Genomic DNA, 19,714 nt, shown 5'->3' with positions numbered 1-19,714 from the left:
CCTAAGATGCCATGGATCAGGTCGCGGGAAAGGGAAAACCAATGGCGCTGCTGGCGGATCTGCCCAGAAACGAGGATGGGATCGCAACGGCGTTGGACGTCTTGCGGCAGAACCTGGGCGCGGCACGGGTGGAAACCGGTCAGGCCCTGCGCGAACAGCATGGCCACACCACCACCTGGCTGCGCAACCAGCCCCCTGATGCGGTAATCTTTCCGACCTCGACCGAAGACGTGCAGGAGATCGTCCGGACCTGCGCCGCCTATCGCGTGCCGATCATTCCATTCGGCACGGGCACCTCGCTGGAAGGGCATGTGAACGCGCCGGCGGGCGGCATCTGCCTGGACATGTCGCGGATGGATCGCATCCTCGCGGTGCATCCCGAAGATATGGACGTGGTCCTGCAACCCGGTGTGACACGCAAGGCGCTGAACACGCATTTGCGGGACACGGGCCTGTTCTTTCCGGTCGATCCCGGCGCAGATGCCTCGCTTGGCGGGATGGCGGCGACCAGTGCCAGCGGCACCAACGCGGTGCGCTATGGCACGATGAAGGATAATGTGCTGGCGCTGAGGGCCGTTCTGCCCTCGGGCGAGGTGGTCAAGACCGCCGCGCGGGCGCGCAAGACCAGTGCGGGCTATGACCTGACACGGTTGATCGTGGGCTCCGAGGGCACGCTTGGGATCATCACCGAGATGACCCTGCGTCTGCAGGGCATCCCCGAGGCGGTCTCGGCTGCGACCTGCTCCTTTCCCAGCGTCAAGGCCGCCTGCGACGCGGTGATCGCCACCATCCAATACGGCCTGCCCGTCGCCCGGATCGAGTTGCTGGATGCGCTGACGGTCAAGGGGGTGAACGCCTATTCCAAGCTCAGCCTGCCGGAAACGCCGCTGTTGCTGCTGGAATTCCACGGGACCGAGGGCGGCGTGGCCGAGCAGGCGGAGGTTTTCGGCGAAATCGCGGGCGAGGCCGGGGGAACGGGCTTTGCCTTCACCACCCGCGAGGAAGAGCGCAACCGCCTGTGGCAGGCCCGGCATGACGCCTATTGGGCCTCGCTCGGGCTGCGGCCGGGGGCCAAGGGGATTTCCACCGATGTCTGCGTGCCGGTCAGCCGGCTGGCCGATTGCGTCGCCGCCGCCCAGGAGAAGGCCGCCGAGATGGGCTTTGTCGCGCCGGTCGTGGGCCATGTGGGCGATGGCAATTTCCACGTTCTGCTGCTGATCGACGTGGACGAACCGACCGAGATCGCGGCGGCCGAGGCCTATATCGGCTGGCTGAACGATCTGGCGATTTCCATGGACGGGACCTGCACAGGCGAACACGGGATCGGGCAGGGCAAGGCCGCCTATCTCGAGGCGGAACTGGGGCCCGGCGCCATCGCGATGATGGGCGCGATCAAACGGGCGGTCGATCCGCTGAACATCCTCAACCCCGGCAAGATGCGGTTGCCCGACTGATGCGCCCGGACGGACACGGCATCCCCTCGGCCCATGACGAGCCGCACCTGTCGGGGCGCGCGGGGTGGCTGCGCGCGGCGGTCATGGGGGCCAATGACGGCATCCTGTCCACAGCGTCCTTGCTGGTGGGGGTGGCGGCGGGATCGGCCGACAAGGTGACGATCCTGTTGGCCGGGGTCGCGGGCATGACGGCGGGCGCCCTGTCGATGGCGGCGGGCGAATATGTCTCGGTCTCCAGCCAGGCCGATGTCGAACGCGCCGATGTGGCCCGCGAGCGCAAGGAACTCGAGCGCAACCCGCAGGGCGAGTTGGACGAGTTGATCGCCATCTACCAGCATCGCGGCCTGTCCGCCGATCTGGCCGAACAGGTTGCGCGGGAGCTGACGGAGAAGGACGCGCTCGGTGCGCATCTGCGCGACGAGATCGGATTGACCGATCTGTCGCCGCCACAGCCGGTGCAGGCCGCCGTGGTGTCGGCCGCGACCTTTGCCGCCGGTGCGGCGGTGCCCCTGGTCGTGGCCATGCTGATGCCGATCGAAACGGTCAAGCTGGGCGTGGCCACGGCGACCTTGCTGGCCCTGGCGTTGCTCGGGGCGCTCGGCGCACAGGCCGGCGGCGCACCGCGCGGCCGTGCGGCGCTGCGCGTGGTGATCTGGGGGGTGGCGGCCATGCTGGTGACCGGGGCCATCGGCGCATTGGTGGGCCAGGCCCTCTAGACGGGCAGGGGCCGCCACTCCTGTCCGTCGAGGCATGACAGCGTATCGCCGTCCAGGCGCAGCAGGCGCGCCGCGTCCCCCTCGGACAGGCGGTTGGGGGTGCCGAAAAGCAGGCGATGCGGGCGGTCGAAGCCCATCGGCATCACCTCGGTCAGGGGGCGTTTGGTGCATGTGGCGATATGGCAAAGGCCCTGCACGAGGCTGAGATCCGCGCCGGCCAGCGTGCCGTCGGCCAGGGTCAGTTTGCCTTTCGCGCGCCGGATCTCGCGGCCGTTCAGTACGAAGCTGCGCCGGTGGGTGCCGGCGACGGCCATGGCGTCCGAGACCGGGATCGCCGCCTCGAACCGGGCCTGCAGGGCGACACGCAGCGCGGCGTCATGCACATGATGGCCATCGGCGATCAGCCCGAACCACTCGGCCCGGTCGAGCGCCGCGCCCACAAGGCCGGGCGCACGATGATGCAGGCCGGACATGGCGTTGAACAGATGGGTCACCATCCGCGCCCCGGCCGCCAGGGCGGCACAGGCCGTGTCGAAATCGCAGTCGGAATGGCCAAGCGCCACGATGATGCCCGCCCCGGTCAGCCGCGCGATCTGTTGCGGGCTGGCCCGTTCCGGGGCCAGCGTGATCATCAGCACCCCGAGGCGCCGTTTGGCGGCCAGATAGGTGTCGATATCGGCATCGGTCAGATCGCGCAGCATCGCGGGATCATGCGCGCCGGGAAGGGCAAGGTGCGGCCCCTCCAGATGCAGGCCCAGGATGCCGGGATCGGCCGATTTCGCCGCCGACGTCAGCGAGATGACCCGCGCCGTTCGGCGGCGGTCGTCCGAGATCAGGGTCGGCAGGATGGCGGCGGTCCCCAGGCGGCGATGGCCGGCCAGGATCTCCAGCACGTCGCCGGGGGCCTCGCAATCGCCCAGCATGCGCCCGGCCCCGCCATTGACCTGCAGATCCAGCGGCGCGGGGCAGATCACCGGGGCGTCCGTTTGCGATGTGCCCTTGCGGATGGACCGGATACGCCCGCCGGCGATCTCGATCTCCATGCCGCGCCGCCAGCCCGCGCCATCCAGCAGGTCGATGCCCGAGCAGATCATGGCAGGCCCCGCGCCAAGGACAGTGCACCGTCCAGCGGGCGGCCCAACGGGGGGCGGCAGGCCGCGCGCAGTTCCGTCGGCAGATGGGGGCGCAGCAGATCCCCAAGACCGCCAGTCAGCACCAACGCCTCGCCGGGGCGATGGCCCACGTCGCGCACCCCGTCGCTCAACGCGGTGCAGGTGTCGGCGATCAGGCGTTTGGCCATCGGGGTGTCCGCGTGCCGCAGCACCAGACGCGCCAGTTGCGCGAAATCGCCGGGGCTGGCCGCGCGCGCAAACAGCACGGGATGCGGCGGCGTCGCCGCGATCAGGGCCTGTGCCAAAGGGTCGTCCGGCAGTCGGCCATCGGCTACCCGCAGGCTGAGCGACAGGGCCCGCCGCCCCATCCAGGCGGCCGAGCCCTCATCGCCCAGCTGGGCCCCCCAGCCCCCAACGTGGCGGATCGATCCCGCGGCTTTGCGAATGAAGAACGATCCGGTGCCCAAACTGGCCAGCGTACCGTCCGCGCCCCCCAGCGCCCCGGCCAGGGCTGTGACGCTGTCATCGACCACCTGGGCCGGAAAGGGCAGCCGGTTGGCGAACGCATCGGCCATGCCGGGCAACCGCGCGCCCGCAAGGCCCGCGCAAACCCGCGCGCCCGGCAGGTCCGTCAGATCGGCCATCTGCAGCCCGGCCGCTGACACGGCCTCGCGCAGGGCGGCGCGGATCGAGGCTTTCGGCCACGTCCGGGTCGGTGACGATGTTGGCCGGGCCGCCACGGGCCTCGACAGGCTCGGCCCCATCGACCGACAGCGCCACCCGGCAGCCGGTGCCACCTCCGTCGATGCCGATGTCGATGCGCCGCGCCATTCGGCTGTCCCCGTCCGGTGATGATCGGGGCGATCTAGACCGCGATTGTCGGCGGGCGTCAATGACCGGTGCCGCGCGGTCCTTTTTGCGGCCGGGCGGGGCCGCAGGCACACGCTGTGGACAAGTCTGGACGTCCCGTCGGGCCCGCAACCTGAGCGCCGCCTGCCAAACTTTTGAAAGAGCAATGAAAACCGCAGATATGGCCGTTGCCAGCGCGCCATGGCGCCGCTGCATAGCCCGGTGGACAGCCCCCGAACGCGCATGGTCGCGCCCTCGCGGCCTTTGCGTTACCCGGCCGCGGCCAAAAGCTGCGCGTTGCCCCCTGCGGCGGTGGTGTCGATGCACAAATGCCGCTCGAGGATCAGGTGGTCCGCCGGGTCGGCCTCGCTGATCAGCGGCACGATTGCGCCGTCGCGATCCGCCAAGGCCCGCGCGATGGGGCGCAGCACTGCCTCATCGGCCCAGCAGATCACCGCCTCGATGCGGCCAAGGGTCGCCAACCAGTCGGGCGGTACGGTGCCGGACAGCCCCTCGGCCACGCCGGGGGCGACGGCCAGGGCGCTGCACCCGGCCGCGCGGGCCAGGCGGGCCTGGGCCTCGGCGGCCTGGGCCGTGGGGCCGAGGCGACAGGACACGGCCCCGCGGATGCGTGCTCAGGCGGTTCGACTCGCCGGTCGGGCCGGGCATGACCTCGGTTGACAGGGTGGTGTCGCGCGGATCGGGCAAGGCGGCCAGCGCGGCGTCAAGGGCGTCACGGGTCACTTGGGTCGCGGGCGGGGGCGCATCGGCCGGGTCGATGTGGCGGGCCGCCTGCGCGAACCGGGCAAGGTAATGCGGCCCGCCGGCCTTGGGGCCGGTGCCCGAAAGCCCCTCGCCGCCGAAGGGCTGGCTGCCGACCACGGCCCCGATCTGGTTGCGATTGACATAGGTATTGCCCACGCGGATCGCGCCGCAGACCTGTTGCACCCGGTCGTCGATGCGGCTGTGCAGGCCAAAGGTCAGGCCGAAGCCCTTGGCGTTGACCTCGGCGATGATCCTGTCCAGATCGCGCGCCTTGTAGGTGGCCACATGCAGCACGGGGCCGAACACCTCGCGTTGCAGATCCGCGATGCCGCCGGGCAGGGACAGAAGGGTCGGGGGCACGACATGGCCTTGGGCGGGCCGGGACAGTTCGGCGATCACGCGACCGTCGGCGCGAAACGCCGCGATGTGCTCCATGATGTCCGTGGCGGCCTCGGCGGTGACGACCGGCCCGATATCGGTCTTCAGATGCCACGGATCGCCAAGGGACAGCTCGGACATCGCGGCCTTGAGCATCTCGATGACGCCGTCAGCGACATCCTCCTGCACATAAAGCAAGCGCAGCGCCGAGCAGCGCTGCCCGGCCGATTGAAAGGCCGAGGCGAGGATGTCGCGAACCGCCTGTTCCGGCAACGCGGTCGAGTCGACGACCATCGCGTTCAACCCGCCGGTTTCGGCGATCAGCGGCGCGTCGGGCGCCAGATGCGTGGCCATGGCGCGGTTGATGCCCTGCGCCGTGGCGGTGGACCCGGTGAAACACACGCCGGCGATACGCGCATCCGCGGTCAGGGCCGCCCCCACCTCGGCCCCTGTGCCGGGCAGCAATTGCAGCGCCGCGCGCGGCACGCCGGCTTGATGCATCAATTGCACCGCGCGGTGCGCGATCAGGGCCGTCGTCTCGGCCGGTTTGGCCAGCACGGCATTGCCCGCCGCCAAGGCCGCGGCGATCTGGCCGGTGAAGATCGCCAGCGGAAAGTTCCACGGGCTGATACAGGTGAACACGCCGCGCGCGGGGGCCTCCAGCCCCTCGGCCTGGTCGGCATAGTAGCGCAGGAAATCGACGGCCTCGCGCAACTCGCCCACCGCGTCGGGCAGGGTCTTGCCCGCTTCGCGCGCGAGCAGGGCGAAGATCTCGCCGTGATGGGCCTCGTAGAGATCGGCGGCACGGCGCAGCACCGCGGCACGGGCGGGGGCGGGCGCGGCCCAGGGAGCGGCGGCGGCCAGGGCCGTCTCGATATCGGCAGCAGAGCTTTCCTGCACGTCGCCGGGGCGATCATCGGGGCGCGCCGGGTTTGCAACAGGGTGCACCGGGCCGCCCTGCGCAGGGCCGGCCAAGAGCGGGGCGGCCTGCCAGCGGGCCGTCGCAGAGGGCGCGCGGGCGGCGTCGATCCGGGCCAGGGTCATCGGATCGGCAAGGTCGAAGCCCTGCGAATTGCGCCGCGATGGGCCGAACAGGTCCTCGGGCGGGGTCACGGCCGGGTTTGCGGCGGCCCGGTCGAGCGCGTCGAACGGGTCGGCGGCGACCGTTTCGACGGGCACCTCGGCATCCAGAACCTGATGCACGAAGCTGGAATTGGCGCCGTTCTCCAGCAGCCGCCGGACAAGGTAGGCCAACAGGTCGCGATGCGCACCGACAGGCGCGTAGATCCGGCAGCGCGTACCATTCTGCTGGCGCACCAGATCATGCAGCGCCTCGCCCATCCCGTGCAGGCGCTGAAACTCGAAGGCCGTGGGGTCATCGGCCATCTCGAGGATCGCGGCCACCGAATGGGCGTTGTGCGTGGCGAATTGCGGATAGATCCGGTCGGTCATGCCCAAGAGCTTGCGGGCGTTGCACAGATACGAGACATCGGTCGCCACCTTGCGCGTGAAGACCGGGAAACCCGGCAGCCCCTCGACCTGGGCGCGCTTGATCTCGGTATCCCAATAGGCCCCTTTCACAAGGCGCACCATGATGCGTCGGTCCAGCCCCTCGGCCAGGGCATGAAGCCAATCCAGCAGCGGCGCGGCCCGTTTGCCATAGGCTTGCACCACCACGCCGAACCCGTCCCACCCCGACAGGGCGTCGTCGGCCAGCACAGCCGCAATGACATCGAGCGAAAGGTCCAGGCGGTCGGCCTCTTCGGCGTCGATGTTCAGGCCCATCCCGGCGGCACAGGCCGCCCGCGCGAGGCGGCGCACGCGCGGCACAAGTTCGGCCATGACACGGTCGCGCTGTGCGGCCTCGTAGCGGGGGTGCAGGGCAGACAGCTTGATCGAGATGCCGGGATTGGCCCGGATATCGTCGGACCGGCAGGCCGCCGCCAACCCTGCGATCGCCTGCGCATAGGCATCGAAATAGGCCGCGGCGTCGGCGGCGGTCATCGCCGCCTCGCCTAGCATGTCATAGGAATAGGTGTAGCCCTCGGCCTCTTGCGTGGCGGCGCGGGCCATGGCGTCGGGAATGGTCTCGCCCAGCACGAACTGGCGGCCCATTTCGCGCATGGCGCGGCCCACGGCGGCGCGGATCACCGGCTCGCCCAAACGGCGCACCGCACCGCGCAGCACGTTGGCCATGCCCTCGCCATCCTGTAGCACCCGCCCCGTCAGCATCAGCGCCCAGGTCGAGGCATTGACCAGCGAGGAGGAGGATTTCCCGAGGTGATGGCCCCATGCCGAGGGGGCGATCTTGTCCTCGATCAGCGCGTCGATCGTGGGCGCGTCGGGCACCCGCAACAGCGCCTCGGCCAGGCACATCAGGGCCACGCCTTCACGGGTGGACAGGCCGTATTCGGCCAAAAACAGCTCCATCAGGCCGGGGCGGCTGTCATTGCGCAAGGCGGTGACGAGGCGCGCGGCGCGCGTCACTGCGGCCGCCCGCATGCCCGCATCGGGGGCATGACGCCCGATCAGCGCCCCGAGGATCCCGTCCTCGTCGGCATAATGCGCGGCCCGCACGTCCGCGCGCAGGTCGGACAGGTGGCGAAGGGACGGGGGCAGGTCATAGGGCATCGCGAAACCTCTGTTCTCGGACGGGCCGGCGTTTGAAACAGGGTACAGCAGTCTGCACAGGCGAATTTCCTTGACTGTTGGGTTTTGGGGGCGCTTTTCCTGAAATGCATCCGGAGGAAGGGAAGACAGATGTCTGATACAGGGCTGCTTGATCCATTCGACCGCAAGATCCTCGACGTGCTCAGCCGCGATGGCCGCCTGCCGATCACCGAGATCGCGCGCCGGGTCGGTCTGTCCAAAAGCCCGACGCAGGCGCGGCTGCGCCGGTTGGAACGCGACGGGGTCATTCTCGGGTATCGGGCTTTGCTCGACCCGGCCAAGCTGGACCGGGACCATGTGGCCTTTGTCGAAGTGCGCCTGACCGACACGCGCGAGGCGGCGCTGACGGCCTTCAACGCCGCCGTGCAGGCCGCGCCCGAGATCGAGCAGTGTCACCTGATCGCGGGGCAGTTCGATTATCTGCTGAAAATCCGCTGCCGCGACATGCGCGCCTATCGCGACGTGCTGGCCGAGGTCGTGTCGAACCTGCCCTATCTGGCCTCGACCTCGACCCATGTGTCGATGCAGGCGGTCAAGGATGCCGCGCTGTGACGTCGGCCGGGGGCGGAAAACGCGCGTTTTCCGACCGGAAATCTCGAGATTTCCGCCCCCCGGTTTTCAGAGTCTCGCCAGGTGCGAGGCGCAGCCGGTCAGCGCGGCGTAATCGTCGGTCACGACGGTGACGCCGAACTGTTCCATGAACCCCGAAAACCGCCCCTTGTCGCGAAAGGCGTCGCCGAACCCCATCTCGCCCAGCCATGGCAGGAAGTGACGCGTCACGCCGCCGATCAGATAGATGCCGCCAAAGGGCAGATGCGACAGGGCCAGATCGCCGATGACGACGCCCATGACCCGCACGAAAAGGCGCCCGGTCGCCACTGCCTCCGGCTCGTTCTGCGCCATCGCCGCGAGAATGTCGCCCGGCGTGGCCTCGCGCCCGTGCAAGGCGCGGTGCAGGCGGCTGACCCCGCGCCCCGACAGGACCTCTTCGACCGAGGCATGGCCATGCCCGTCGGTCAACTGCAGCACCAGTGGGAGGAGCGCGGCCTCGCTTGCGGGTAGCGAGACATGACCGGCCTCGGATGGGGGCACGAACCGGCCCGCGCCGGTGTCGAAAACCGGGCAGGCGTTGAAGCCCGTGCCGATGCCGACCACCAGTTTCGCGGCCTGCTCGGTATGGCTGGGCTGGGGCAGGATGGCGGTCAGGTTCTCGGACGCGATATGGCCGATGGCGTGGCCCTGGGCCTGCAGGTCGTTCAGGACTGCGACCTTGTCGGCGGTCAGGGCCTGGGCCAGCACATCGCGGTCGATGCGCCAGTCGAGATTGGTCAGCTGCGCGACCCCGTCGCGCACCGGCCCCGCAGCGGCGACGCACACCCCGTCGATGTCGGCCGGCGTCACGTCGGCCGCGCCGAGATAGGCGTGCAGAACCGTGGCCAGACCCGCGTGATCGGCATTGCGAAAGCGGCGGATGCTGTCGGGCGCGATCACGGGGCCGCGGGCCAGCGCGACGCGGGTGTTGGTGCCGCCGATATCGGCCACGAGGGACAGGCCGCTGTCATCATGCATGGGGCAGGATCCGGTTCGATATGTCAGCGCGCGTCGGGGTGTTGACGCCACCACCGCGCCAGCGCCTCATAGGATGCTTTCGGGGTTCTTGCCAAGCTGTCGAAATCCACGTGAACGAGGCCGAACCGTTTCTCGTAGCCGAGCGACCATTCGTAATTGTCCATCAGCGACCAGACGAAATAGCCACGAACGGGGGCGCCCGCGTCGATGGCCTGCCGCACGGCGTGCAGATGGGTGTCGAGATAGTCGATGCGCGCGAGGTCGGGCTGGCCCACCACATCGGGGTTGGCCATTCCGTTCTCGGTCACGTAGATCGGAAGGTCGCCGGAATACTCGGTCGCGGTGCGGATCAGAAAATCACGGAGGCCGTCGGGGTAGATTTCCCACCCCATTTGCGTGGTTGGCAAAACGGGATCGGCCGCGACATAGTTCGGCCAGGGGCCCTCGGCATGGGCAATGCGCGAGCGGGTGTAGTAATTGACACCGATCCAGTCGAGCGGTTGGCCGATCAGGGCGAAATCGTCTTGCCAGCCCGCGGGCAGATGCGGCTCCAGCCCCTCGAGCACGAGGGCGGGATAGGCCCCCTTGAACAACCCGCCGAGGAAGAACCGATTGTAGATCGCATCGTAGCGCCCGGCAGCGGCGCGATCGCGGGGCGTATCGCTGGCCGGATGCGACCATTCGAAATTGCATACGGCCCCCAGATTGCGCATGCCCAGGCCCCGCATCACCTCGATCGACCGTCCGTGACTGCTCATGACGTGATGCATGGCCCGCGCGGTGGCGCGGATATCGCGCAGACCCGGCGCATGGGCCCCGTCGAAATGCGACAGCCAGCCCACGCACCACGGCTCGTTGATCGGGGCGGCCGACCAGACGCGGTCGCCGATGCGCGTCATGACGGTTTCCGTGAACTCGGCGAACCAGTTGGGCATGTCGGCATTGCGCCAGCCCCCCTTGTCGGCCAGGGGCTGCGGCAATTCCCAGTGATGAGGGTGGCGGCGGGCCTGATCCCGCGCGCCAGCATGCCATCGACCAGCCTGTCGTAGAAATCGAGCCCCTCGGGATTGGGCGTCCCCGTCCCCTCTGGCAGGACCCGCGCCCAGGAGGTCGAGAAGCGATAGACATCGGCCCCGAGGTCGCGGATCAGGTCCAGATCCTGGTCCCAGCGATGATAATGGTCACAGGCACGCGCGCCGGTCTCGGCGCGGACGACATTGCCGGGCGTGGCGGCGAAACTGTCCCAATGACAGGGGCCGGCGCCGCCATACTGGTGGCCCTCGATCTGGTAGGCCGATGTGGCGACCCCGAACAGGAAGCCCTCGGGAAAATCCTGGCGGCTGTGGGTCATGCGGGGGTCCTTATTCCACGGGGGCGGGGCCGGTCGAGCGGCCCAGTGACAGTTCGGTTTCCCAAAGCTCTTGCAACGGCGGCTGGTCGGGCGCACGGATCAGGGCGATCAGCATCTCGGCACAGCGTCGCCCCCGCGGCCCGGATCGACGAGCGCGTCGCGGTAAAGGGCGGCCCCGCGGGCGAGGTCAGCGCGTCATTGCCGAGATAGGAGAGCTCGTCGTCATGGCAGATGATCGAGACATCGCGGCCCAGCACAAGCCCCGCCTCGGCGATGGCCCGGCGCGCGCCCATGGCCGGAATGATCGAGGAACACATGATCGCCGTCGGCGGCACGGGGTCCGCAAGCAGGGTGCGCGTGGTCGTGAACCCGTACTGTTCGGTCATCACCCCCTGGTGAACCCAGTCGGGTTGTGTCGTCACGCCCCGCGTCGCCAGGGCCTCCTCCATGCCCTTGCGGCGCCGGGCGGCGAAATCGAGCGTTTCCTGCCCGTTGATCAGGGCGATGCGGCGATGGCCGAGGTCCAGCAGAAACTCGGTCGCCCGGCGAAAGGCGCGAATATTGGCGATGTCGAGCCAGCTATAGGCGCCGTAATCGCCGGTTCGCCCATGGACGAGAAACGGCATCTTCAAGTCCTGCAGCAGGGAAATGCGATGATCCTCGACCCTGGGCGATTGCACCATGACGCCATCGACCGACCCGGTGGCGGCCAGGTTGCGGTAGGTGTCGTCGATCGCCTCGGCCGCGACCATGGACAAAAGCAGATCGTAGCCTTCACGGGCATAGACCTCGCCGGCGCCGGCCAGGAAATCCGAAAAGATGGGATTGACGGTTTCCTCGCGCCCGGTCAGCGGCACGACATGGCCAATGGTCATGGCGCGCCCCGTGGCCAGCCGCCGCGCGCGAGCGTTGGGCGTGTAATTGGCTGCCTTGGCCGCGGCCAGAACACGCGCACGGGTTTCCTCGCGCACCTCGGGGTAGCCGTTGAGCGCCCGGCTGACGGTGGTCATGGACAAGCCGAGCGAGTCGGCCAGTTGCCTGAGATTCATGGCGAAATGCGTTCCAAAGCGCTTCGGGTCCTGGCGGCACGCTAGCGGGGCAGGCCCGGAAGTGTCAAAGATTTCAAACCGCCCGCTTTTTCTGCACCTGCGAAATAAACCCTGTTTTTACCGCAATTTACCAATGCTGCATTGACAGACTCACATGCATCCGAAACGGTTGTGCCAACCCAAAGCGCTTTGGCGGCGGGGCGGTTTTCGTGCCCGATCCATGGCCGGTCGCTTGGGACAACAAACATGTCGGGGGACCGCCCCGGCACCGAAACCGGGAGGTATTTCATGATGAAGACCCGTCTATTCACCAGCGCGGCCATTCTGGCGCTGTCGGCCAGCGGTGCGCTGGCCGAGGCCCATGGTGGGCTGATGTTCCCCGTGGGCGATGGCGCGTTCAACTGGGACAGCTACGAAGCCTTTTCGGAAAGCCACGACTATTCCGGGCAAACCCTTACCATCACAGGCCCCTGGACCGGTGCTGATGCCGCGCTTGTCAACTCGGTGCTGGCCTATTTCGCGGCCGCGACCGGGGCCGAGGTGCAGTATTCCGGCTCGGACAGTTTCGAGCAGGATATCGTCATCGCCGCGCAGGCGGACTCGGCCCCCAATATCGCCGTGTTCCCGCAGCCGGGCCTTGCCTCTGACATGGCCGCGCGCGGGTTCCTGACGCCGCTGGCCGAGGGCACGGATGCGTGGATCACCGAAAACTACGCCGCCGGCCAATCCTGGGTCGATCTGGGGTCCTATGCGGGCCCGGACGGCGCGGAGGCGCTCTACGGCTTCTTCTACAAGGTCGATCTGAAATCGCTGGTCTGGTACAGCCCTGAGCAGTTCGACGAAGCCGGCTACGACGTGCCCGAAACCATGGAAGAGTTGCGCGCGCTGACGCAGCAGATCGTGGATGACGGCGCAACGCCCTGGTGCATCGGGCTGGGGTCTGGCGCGGCCACCGGTTGGCCCGCGACCGATTGGGTCGAGGACATGATGCTGCGCACCCAGCCGCCCGAGGTCTATGACCAGTGGGTCGCCAATGAAATCGGGTTCGACGATCCGGCCGTGGTCGCGGCGATCGAGGAATTCGGCTGGTTCGCCCGCAATGAAGACTACGTCAATGGCGGGGCCGAAGCCGTGGCCGCGACCGATTTCCGCGACAGCCCGGCGGGCCTCTTCACCTTCCCGCCGGAATGCTACATGCACCGTCAGGCGTCGTTCATTCCCACCTTCTTCCCCGAGGATGCCGATAGCGACTTCTTCTACTTCCCGGCCTATGCCGAGGGGGATCTCGGCAATCCGGTTCTGGGGGCGGGCACGCTCTTTGCCATCACCGAGGATGCGCCGGTCGCCCATGGCCTGATCGCGTTCCTGCAAACGCCCATCGCGCACGAGGTGTGGATGGCGCAGTCGGGCTTCCTGACGCCGTTCTCGGGTGTGAACCCCGAGGTCTTCGCCAGCGACGACCTGCGCAACATGAACGAGATCCTCCTGAACGCCACCACGTTCCGCTTCGACGCCTCCGACCTGATGCCGGGCGAAATCGGGGCCGGGGCCTTCTGGACCGGCATGGTGGATTACGTGACCGGCGAGGATGCGGCCACGGTCGCCGCCGCCGTGCAGGAGCGGTGGGACACGCTGGATTGAGCGCGGCGCACTTGATCGCCCTCTGAGTCGTTTGCCCGGCCCGTCGCACTGGCGGGCCGGGCTTGCCCCCGGCAGGGGCGGCGGCCCCGCCACCGGTTTCACACGCCAGGGAAGGACACGCGCATGTCGCCGATCGTTCAGGGTATTGTCACCATCATCATCGGCGTGGGCGGCTGCATCGCCTATTTCTACTTCGCCAATCTCGTTCTCGACAAAGTCATCTTTCCGGCGCGCGGTGAAAAGGCCGGCCGCAACATCAACCGCGCCAATGCGGTGCGGCCCTGGATTTTCCTGTTTCCGGCGATGTTCGCCCTGGGGCTGTACCTCGTCTACCCGGTGATCGGCAGTTTCATCCGCTCGCTCTACAATCGCGCGGGTGACGAGTTCATCGGGCTTGCCAATTATGCACAGCTGCTGACATCGGACGATTTTCGCATTGCCTTCTTCAACAACATCCTGTGGGTGATCTTCGTGCCCGCAGCGGCGACGTTCTTCGGTCTTCTGGCGGCACAGCTGACCGACCGTCTGAAATGGGGCAATGTCGCGAAATCGCTGATTTTCATGCCGATGGCGATCAGCTTCGTGGGTGCGTCGCTGATCTGGAAGTTCGTCTACGCCCAGGACCCCGATATCGGCATCATCAACGCCATCCGCGCGACCCTCGGGGCCGATCCGCTGGACCCGTTGCAAATCCCGTTCTGGAACAACTTCTTCCTGATGATCATCCTGATCTGGATCCAGACGGGGTTCGCCATGGTGATCCTGTCGGCGGCGCTCAGGGGCATCCCCGAGGAAACGGTCGAGGCCGCGATCATCGACGGTGCCAACCCGTTCCAGATCTTCTTCAAGATCAAGGTTCCGCAAATCAAATCGACCATCATGGTGGTCTGGACCACGATCACCGTCCTGGTGCTCAAGGTGTTCGACATCGTCTACACGATGACGGGCGGCAATTTCGATACCGAGATCCTGCCCAGCTACATGATGGATTTCATGTTCCGCGATGACGGGCTGGCGACGGCGGTGGCCTTTGTCATCATGGTCACCGTCCTGCCGGTGATGATCTGGAACATCCGCCAGTCGCGCGCCGAGATGCGCTGAGCCCGCGAGGGGGAGAGACATGGACAATATCGCCGGCAAGAAATCCTCGCTCGTCTGGGCCGCCAATATCTCGGTGCTGATCCTGGTGCTACTGTGGCTGATCCCCACTGTGGGCCTGTTCGTCTCGTCCTTTCGCGACCGCGATCAAATCTCGGCCTCGGGCTGGTGGGTGGCGCCATTTTCGGTCGAATTGACCTACCGCACCCGTGCCGACGCCGATCCGCGGCAAGAGGGCGATCTGTGGTTCTACCAGGGCAACATCTTCGAGACGGCCGAGGTGCGCGAGAGCTTCGAAAGCGGGGAAAGCAGCATCGCGGCCTTCGGCCTGCGCGGGCGCGAGCCGGGGGCCTTCCCGGCGGGGACCGAGGTCGAAAACCGCGATGGTGGCACCATCACCGTGAATGCCGACGGCTCTTACATCTACACCGCGACAGACCCCGACGATCGCGGGCCGAGGGTCTATTTCGTGGCCGAGACGCCGCCCGATTTCACCCTCGACAATTACAGGACGGTGCTGACCGCCGACAACATGGACCGTGCCTTCATCAACACGCTGACAGTGACGATCCCGGCGACGATCATCCCCATTCTGATCGCGGCCTTCGCCGCCTATGCACTGGCCTGGATGGAGTTTCCGGGCCGGGCGTTGCTGATCGCGGGGGTTGTTGGGTTGTTGGTGGTGCCCTTGCAACTGGCGTTGGTGCCGCTCTTGAACCTGCACAACACCATCGGCATTGGGCAGAGTTTCCTGGGGATATGGCTGGCGCATACGGGCTTCGGCCTGCCGCTCGCCGTTTACCTGCTAAGGAACTACATGGCCGGCCTTCCGCGCGACATCATCGAAAGCGCCAAGGTCGATGGCGCGACGGATTTCCAGATTTTCGTGCGGATCATCCTGCCGCTCAGCTTTCCGGCGCTTGCGTCCTTTGCGATTTTCCAGTTCCTGTGGACGTGGAACGACCTGCTGGTGGCCAAGGTGTTTCTGCCCTCGGCCGGCGACAGCCAGGTCATGACCGTGAAAATCGCCGATGACCTGCTGGGCAGTCGCGGCGGGGATTGGGGGATCCTCGCCACGGCGGCCTTCGTCTCGATCGCCGTGCCGCTTCTGGTGTTCTTCACCATGCAGCGCTACCTGGTGCGGGGCCTTCTGGCGGGTTCGGTGAAGTGACGATGAGACAAGGACGAGCGCGCCCATGAACCTAATGCAGGATCTTCCCCAGGATCAGACGATCGCCCCCGACCGCGACTGGTGGCGCGGTGCGGTGATCTACCAGATCTACCCGCGCAGCTTTCAGGACAGCAACCATGACGGGGTGGGCGATCTGGCCGGCATCATACACCGTCTGCCCCATGTGGCCGAACTGGGCGTCGATGCGATCTGGATCAGCCCGTTCTTCCGCTCGCCCATGCTGGATTTCGGCTATGACGTCAGCGACTACCGCGATGTCGATCCGATGTTCGGGACCCTCGGCGATTTCGACGCGCTGATCCACCGCGCGCATGAGTTGGGGCTCAAGGTGCTGATCGACCTCGTCCTGTCGCATACCTCCAGCCATCATCCCTGGTTCCACGAAAGCCAGTCCAGCCGCGACAACCCGAAAGCCGACTGGTATGTCTGGGCCGATGCCAAACCCGATGGCAGCCCGCCGAACAACTGGCTGTCGATCTTCGGCGGCTCGGCGTGGGAATGGTCGGGCGACCGCATGCAGTATTACCTGCACAATTTCCTGAAAGAGCAGCCCGACCTGAACCTGCACAACCCGCAGGTGCAGGAGGAGTTGCTGAGCATCGCGCGGTTCTGGCTGGATCGGGGTGTGGACGGGTTCCGCCTCGACACGATCAATTTCTATTTCCACGATCAGAAATTGCGCGACAACCCGGCTCTCGACCCGGCGCGACGCAACGCCACCATCGCGCCCGAGGTGAACCCCTATAACTGGCAGGAACACCTCTATGACAAGAACCAGCCCGAGAACCTGGATTTCCTGAGACGGGTGCGCGCGCTGCTGGATGAATACCCCGCCGCCACGATGGTGGGCGAGGTCGGCGATGCGCAGTACGGCATGCAGATCCAGGCGGAGTATACCAGCGGCGACGACAAGGTGCACATGTGCTATTCCTTCGAGTTCCTCGCCTCGATCCCGCCCACCGCCGAACGCGTGGGCGAGGTGATCACCGATTACGAGGCGACGATCGGCGATGGCTGGGCCTGCTGGGCGTTTTCCAACCATGACGTGGTGCGCCATGCCAGCCGCTGGAACCTTGGCGAAGATGCGCGGCGCCTTTACGCGGCACTCCTGATGTCGTTGCGTGGGTCGATCTGCCTCTATCAGGGCGAGGAACTGGGCCTGACCGAGGCCTATGTCTCTTACGAGGATCTGCAAGACCCGTATGGCATCCGCTTCTGGCCCAAGTTCAAGGGCCGCGATGGCTGCCGCACGCCGATCCCGTGGATTTCCGACAACCAGAATGGTGGGTTTTCCGATGCACAGCCCTGGCTGCCGGTCGCGGTCGAGCATCTGCAACGCGCGGTCAGCGAACAGCAGGGCCGCGACGACAGCACGCTTGGCTTCTACCGCGCCATGGTCGGGTTCCGCCACAGCTATCCGCCACTGATAAAGGGCGGGATGGAGCTGATCCGCGCCGCCGACGGGGTTGTGGCCTTTGTCCGAGACCACGACGGCCAGCGCCTGTTCTGCGCCTTCAACCTGACCAATGCGGGCCAGCCGGTGACCCTGCCCGAGGGTGACTGGCGGCAGGATCTGGGCGCCCCCTTCACCACCGTGATGCGCGACGGCGAAGTGACGCTGCCACCCTATCAGGCGTTCTTCGGCGTGGCGGAAACGGACAGGGCCGGGGCGGGCTGACAAAAAGACGTGCCGCGCCATGCGGTGGCGGACCATGGCCGGGGTGGCGCGGACAGGATTTGGGAGGAGACGGGGACAATGGCGAACCTCAAGTTGAGCGATGTCGAAAAGACCTATGGCGGCACGGTTCAGGTGCTGCGCGACATCGATCTCGAGATCGAAACCGGCGAGTTGATCGTCTTCGTCGGCCCTTCGGGCTGCGGCAAGTCCACCTTGCTGCGGATGATCGCCGGGCTGGAAAAGATCACCGGCGGCACGTTGGAAATCGACGGGATGGTCGTCAATGACGTGCCCCCGTCGGAACGCGGCATCGCCATGGTGTTCCAGTCCTACGCGCTCTATCCGCATATGACGGTTTACGACAACATGGCCTTCGCCTTGAAGATCGCAGGCAAGTCCAAGGACGAGATCGACCGCTCGGTGCGCGCGGCGGCCGACAAGTTGCAACTGACCAATTTCCTGGATCGTCTTCCCAAGGCCCTGTCTGGCGGGCAGCGGCAGCGCGTGGCCATCGGGCGCTCCATCGTGCGCGACCCAAAGGTGTATCTCTTCGACGAGCCGCTCTCGAACCTTGACGCAGCGCTGCGTGTCGCCACGCGGATCGAGATCGCGCAGCTGAAGGAACAGATGCCCGACAGCACCATGATCTACGTCACCCATGACCAGGTCGAGGCGATGACGCTGGCCAGCCGTATCGTGGTTCTGGCCGGGGGGGGCATCGCCCAGGTCGGCAGCCCGCTGGATCTGTATCAACGGCCCAATTCGACCTTTGTCGCGCAATTCATCGGCAGCCCGTCGATGAACCTATTGGGCGGGCGGATCGTCGGCACCGGCGAGACGACGATCCTGCAACTGCACGAAGGCGCGGGCACCATCACGTCGCATTACCCCTCGCGCCCCGAGGATGAGGGGGCCGAGGTCAAGGTCGGCATCCGCCCCGAGGACATGGTCCAGACGGACGGGGCCGATTACGCCTATTCCGGCAAGGTCGATATCACCGAGGCTTTGGGCGAGGTCACGCTGCTTTACTTCGAGAAATCGGCACCGGACCATGACCCGGTCATCGGCAAGCTCACGGGCATTCACAAGGACAAGCGCGGGCAAGAGGTGCACCTGACGGCAGCGCCGGAAAAGGTGCATGTTTTCCGCGATGGCATCTCGCTGCTCTATCGCGACGAAAAGGTCTTTCTGCCCGGTGTGCAGCCGCACTAGGCGCTGCGCCCCCGCCTGTGCTAAGCGCACGGCATGGGCAGGATCCGTCAGTCGATATGCCGGTGGGCCGGGGCAGGGGGCGCGATTGCCGGCCTCGCGGCCTGTGGTGCCGCGCCGATCCCCGATCTGCCCAGCCGCGGCCCCGAGCCTGCCGCGGCTTTGGTCGCCGGGTGCTGCCGCGCAGACGAGACCTACCCGGACTGGATGATCGGCATCGCCGATGCCAATATCGAGCTTCTGCGCCAGATCGGCCTGATCCAGTTGCGGCCCGGGCGCATGACACGACAGGCCGAGGCGACCCGCATCGTGCAAGAGGCGTTGCGCCCTCTCGATACCGTCTTTGTCCATTCCGAGAACCGGATGTCCGGCCACCTGATCCCGGGGCAGTTCACCCATGGCGCGGTCTATATCGGCACCGAGGCGCAGTTGCGCGCCGCCGGTCTGTGGCATCTGCCCGCCTTGGCGCCATACCGTGACCAGATACGCGCGGGGGCGGTGTTCCTCGAGGCCGTCGATGGGGGCGTTCGGTTGATCGACCCCGCCACTGTCTTGAACACCGACGCGGTGGTCATCCTGCGGCCCGAAACCGGAAACCGCGCCGCCATCCTGCGCCGGGGCATCTCCCATATGGGCGTGCCGTTCGACATGCGCTTCGATGCGGCCGATCCCAGCCATCTGTTTTGTGCCGAACTGATTTCCCTGATGTATCCGGCCGCCGATTTGCCGCGGCTGACCGCCTATGGGCGCGAAACCATCCTGATTGACGCGATCGTGGCCGGGGCCTTGACCGGCGATCTGCCGTTTGCCGTGGTCGGCTATGTGGAAACCAACGCGCGGGGCGGGGCACGGGCGCTGTCCACGCGCGATCTGGCATGGCGGATCCGGCAGGCGTGGGACGATGCGGGTCCGCGCGAGGGAAATTGACCTCGGCCCGCGCGGGCTGTTAATTGAACAAGTGTTCATTAAAGCGGCGGAGGAGC

At 66.9% G+C, this 19,714-nt stretch carries 12 protein-coding genes and 3 pseudogenes; 9 read left to right on the top strand and 6 right to left on the bottom strand.

Annotated features, from left to right (window positions below; all coding sequences use genetic code 11):
- The first annotated feature begins 41 nt into the window (after positions 1 to 41).
- Both ROSELON_RS14380 and ROSELON_RS14375 read left to right on the top strand, forming a co-directional pair.
- Complete coding sequence (locus ROSELON_RS14380) at positions 42 to 1,454, top strand: FAD-binding oxidoreductase (protein ID WP_025313030.1); 1,413 nt, start codon at positions 42 to 44, stop codon at positions 1,452 to 1,454.
- Positions 1,454 to 2,170: a VIT1/CCC1 transporter family protein gene (locus tag ROSELON_RS14375; RefSeq protein WP_038650469.1), complete on the top strand. Its 717-nt coding sequence runs from the start codon at positions 1,454 to 1,456 to the stop codon at positions 2,168 to 2,170. Before ROSELON_RS14380 ends, ROSELON_RS14375 begins: the two co-directional genes overlap by 1 nt.
- Here the strand turns inward: ROSELON_RS14375 and ROSELON_RS14370 are convergent.
- The 3 genes and pseudogenes from ROSELON_RS14370 to putA all read right to left on the bottom strand — a co-directional run bounded on the left by ROSELON_RS14370 (position 2,167) and on the right by putA (position 7,905).
- The gene (locus ROSELON_RS14370) at positions 2,167 to 3,264 is read right to left on the bottom strand and encodes an N-acetylglucosamine-6-phosphate deacetylase (RefSeq protein WP_025313028.1); all 1,098 of its coding nucleotides are present in this window, start codon (positions 3,262 to 3,264) and stop codon (positions 2,167 to 2,169) included. The genes ROSELON_RS14375 and ROSELON_RS14370 overlap by 4 nt on opposite strands.
- Entirely contained in the window at positions 3,261 to 4,046 is a 786-nt protein-coding gene (locus ROSELON_RS17890; protein ID WP_245605460.1) for a BadF/BadG/BcrA/BcrD ATPase family protein, read from the bottom strand. The genes ROSELON_RS14370 and ROSELON_RS17890 overlap by 4 nt, the downstream gene beginning before the upstream one ends.
- Before the next feature lie 354 nt (positions 4,047 to 4,400).
- Positions 4,401 to 7,905 (bottom strand): annotated as a pseudogene (putA, locus tag ROSELON_RS14360) (bifunctional proline dehydrogenase/L-glutamate gamma-semialdehyde dehydrogenase PutA).
- A gap of 129 nt (positions 7,906 to 8,034) precedes the next feature.
- On the opposite strand from putA, the gene ROSELON_RS14355 reads away from it, so the two are divergent.
- Positions 8,035 to 8,496, top strand: a complete 462-nt coding sequence (locus tag ROSELON_RS14355; RefSeq protein ID WP_025313026.1) for an Lrp/AsnC family transcriptional regulator — start codon at positions 8,035 to 8,037, stop codon at positions 8,494 to 8,496.
- A gap of 66 nt (positions 8,497 to 8,562) precedes the next feature.
- On the opposite strand, the gene ROSELON_RS14350 is transcribed toward ROSELON_RS14355, so the two are convergent.
- From ROSELON_RS14350 to ROSELON_RS14340, 3 genes and pseudogenes are all read right to left on the bottom strand, one after another.
- Positions 8,563 to 9,513 carry a glucokinase gene (locus ROSELON_RS14350; protein ID WP_025313025.1) on the bottom strand — a complete coding sequence of 317 codons (951 nt, stop codon included), beginning with the start codon at positions 9,511 to 9,513 and terminating at the stop codon, positions 8,563 to 8,565.
- Between the two features lie 23 nt (positions 9,514 to 9,536).
- Positions 9,537 to 10,864, bottom strand: a pseudogene (locus ROSELON_RS14345) (GH1 family beta-glucosidase).
- A gap of 10 nt (positions 10,865 to 10,874) precedes the next feature.
- Positions 10,875 to 11,913: pseudogene (locus ROSELON_RS14340) on the bottom strand (substrate-binding domain-containing protein).
- A gap of 291 nt (positions 11,914 to 12,204) precedes the next feature.
- On the opposite strand from ROSELON_RS14340, the gene ROSELON_RS14335 reads away from it, so the two are divergent.
- From ROSELON_RS14335 to ROSELON_RS14310, 6 genes are all read left to right on the top strand, one after another.
- On the top strand, positions 12,205 to 13,554 hold the full coding sequence (locus ROSELON_RS14335) for an ABC transporter substrate-binding protein (protein ID WP_025313024.1): 1,350 nt from the start codon (positions 12,205 to 12,207) through the stop codon (positions 13,552 to 13,554).
- A gap of 123 nt (positions 13,555 to 13,677) precedes the next feature.
- On the top strand, positions 13,678 to 14,655 hold the full coding sequence (locus ROSELON_RS14330; protein WP_025313023.1) for a carbohydrate ABC transporter permease: 978 nt from the start codon (positions 13,678 to 13,680) through the stop codon (positions 14,653 to 14,655).
- Positions 14,656 to 14,674: 19 nt separating this feature from the next.
- Entirely contained in the window at positions 14,675 to 15,823 is a 1,149-nt protein-coding gene (locus ROSELON_RS14325; protein WP_025313022.1) for a carbohydrate ABC transporter permease, read from the top strand.
- Positions 15,824 to 15,848: 25 nt separating this feature from the next.
- On the top strand, positions 15,849 to 17,522 hold the full coding sequence (locus ROSELON_RS14320; protein ID WP_198020762.1) for an alpha-glucosidase family protein: 1,674 nt from the start codon (positions 15,849 to 15,851) through the stop codon (positions 17,520 to 17,522).
- Between the two features lie 78 nt (positions 17,523 to 17,600).
- Positions 17,601 to 18,734 carry an ABC transporter ATP-binding protein gene (locus tag ROSELON_RS14315; RefSeq protein WP_025313020.1) on the top strand — a complete coding sequence of 378 codons (1,134 nt, stop codon included), beginning with the start codon at positions 17,601 to 17,603 and terminating at the stop codon, positions 18,732 to 18,734.
- A 33-nt stretch (positions 18,735 to 18,767) separates the two neighbouring features.
- Positions 18,768 to 19,658 carry a YiiX/YebB-like N1pC/P60 family cysteine hydrolase gene (locus ROSELON_RS14310; protein WP_025313019.1) on the top strand — a complete coding sequence of 297 codons (891 nt, stop codon included), beginning with the start codon at positions 18,768 to 18,770 and terminating at the stop codon, positions 19,656 to 19,658.
- Positions 19,659 to 19,714 lie beyond the last annotated feature (56 nt).

It is taken from the genome of Roseibacterium elongatum DSM 19469, assembly GCF_000590925.1.
GTDB lineage: Bacteria > Pseudomonadota > Alphaproteobacteria > Rhodobacterales > Rhodobacteraceae > Roseibacterium > Roseibacterium elongatum.
The sequence above is the reverse complement of the archived record's forward strand: the minus strand, read 5'-3'. Positions and strand labels throughout refer to the sequence as shown.

What these genes read in the sequence shown, in the direction of transcription:
- ROSELON_RS14380 (WP_025313030.1), top strand. Translation starts at nt 42, where the DNA reads ATGGCGCTGCTGGCGGATCTGCCCAGAAACGAGGATGGGATCGCAACG.
- ROSELON_RS14375 (WP_038650469.1), top strand. Translation starts at nt 1,454, where the DNA reads ATGCGCCCGGACGGACACGGCATCCCCTCGGCCCATGACGAGCCGCAC.
- ROSELON_RS14370 (WP_025313028.1), bottom strand. Translation starts at nt 3,264, where the DNA reads ATGATCTGCTCGGGCATCGACCTGCTGGATGGCGCGGGCTGGCGGCGC.
- ROSELON_RS17890 (WP_245605460.1), bottom strand. Translation starts at nt 4,046, where the DNA reads ATGGGGCCGAGCCTGTCGAGGCCCGTGGCGGCCCGGCCAACATCGTCA.
- ROSELON_RS14355 (WP_025313026.1), top strand. Translation starts at nt 8,035, where the DNA reads ATGTCTGATACAGGGCTGCTTGATCCATTCGACCGCAAGATCCTCGAC.
- ROSELON_RS14350 (WP_025313025.1), bottom strand. Translation starts at nt 9,513, where the DNA reads ATGCATGATGACAGCGGCCTGTCCCTCGTGGCCGATATCGGCGGCACC.
- ROSELON_RS14335 (WP_025313024.1), top strand. Translation starts at nt 12,205, where the DNA reads ATGAAGACCCGTCTATTCACCAGCGCGGCCATTCTGGCGCTGTCGGCC.
- ROSELON_RS14330 (WP_025313023.1), top strand. Translation starts at nt 13,678, where the DNA reads ATGTCGCCGATCGTTCAGGGTATTGTCACCATCATCATCGGCGTGGGC.
- ROSELON_RS14325 (WP_025313022.1), top strand. Translation starts at nt 14,675, where the DNA reads ATGGACAATATCGCCGGCAAGAAATCCTCGCTCGTCTGGGCCGCCAAT.
- ROSELON_RS14320 (WP_198020762.1), top strand. Translation starts at nt 15,849, where the DNA reads ATGAACCTAATGCAGGATCTTCCCCAGGATCAGACGATCGCCCCCGAC.
- ROSELON_RS14315 (WP_025313020.1), top strand. Translation starts at nt 17,601, where the DNA reads ATGGCGAACCTCAAGTTGAGCGATGTCGAAAAGACCTATGGCGGCACG.
- ROSELON_RS14310 (WP_025313019.1), top strand. Translation starts at nt 18,768, where the DNA reads ATGGGCAGGATCCGTCAGTCGATATGCCGGTGGGCCGGGGCAGGGGGC.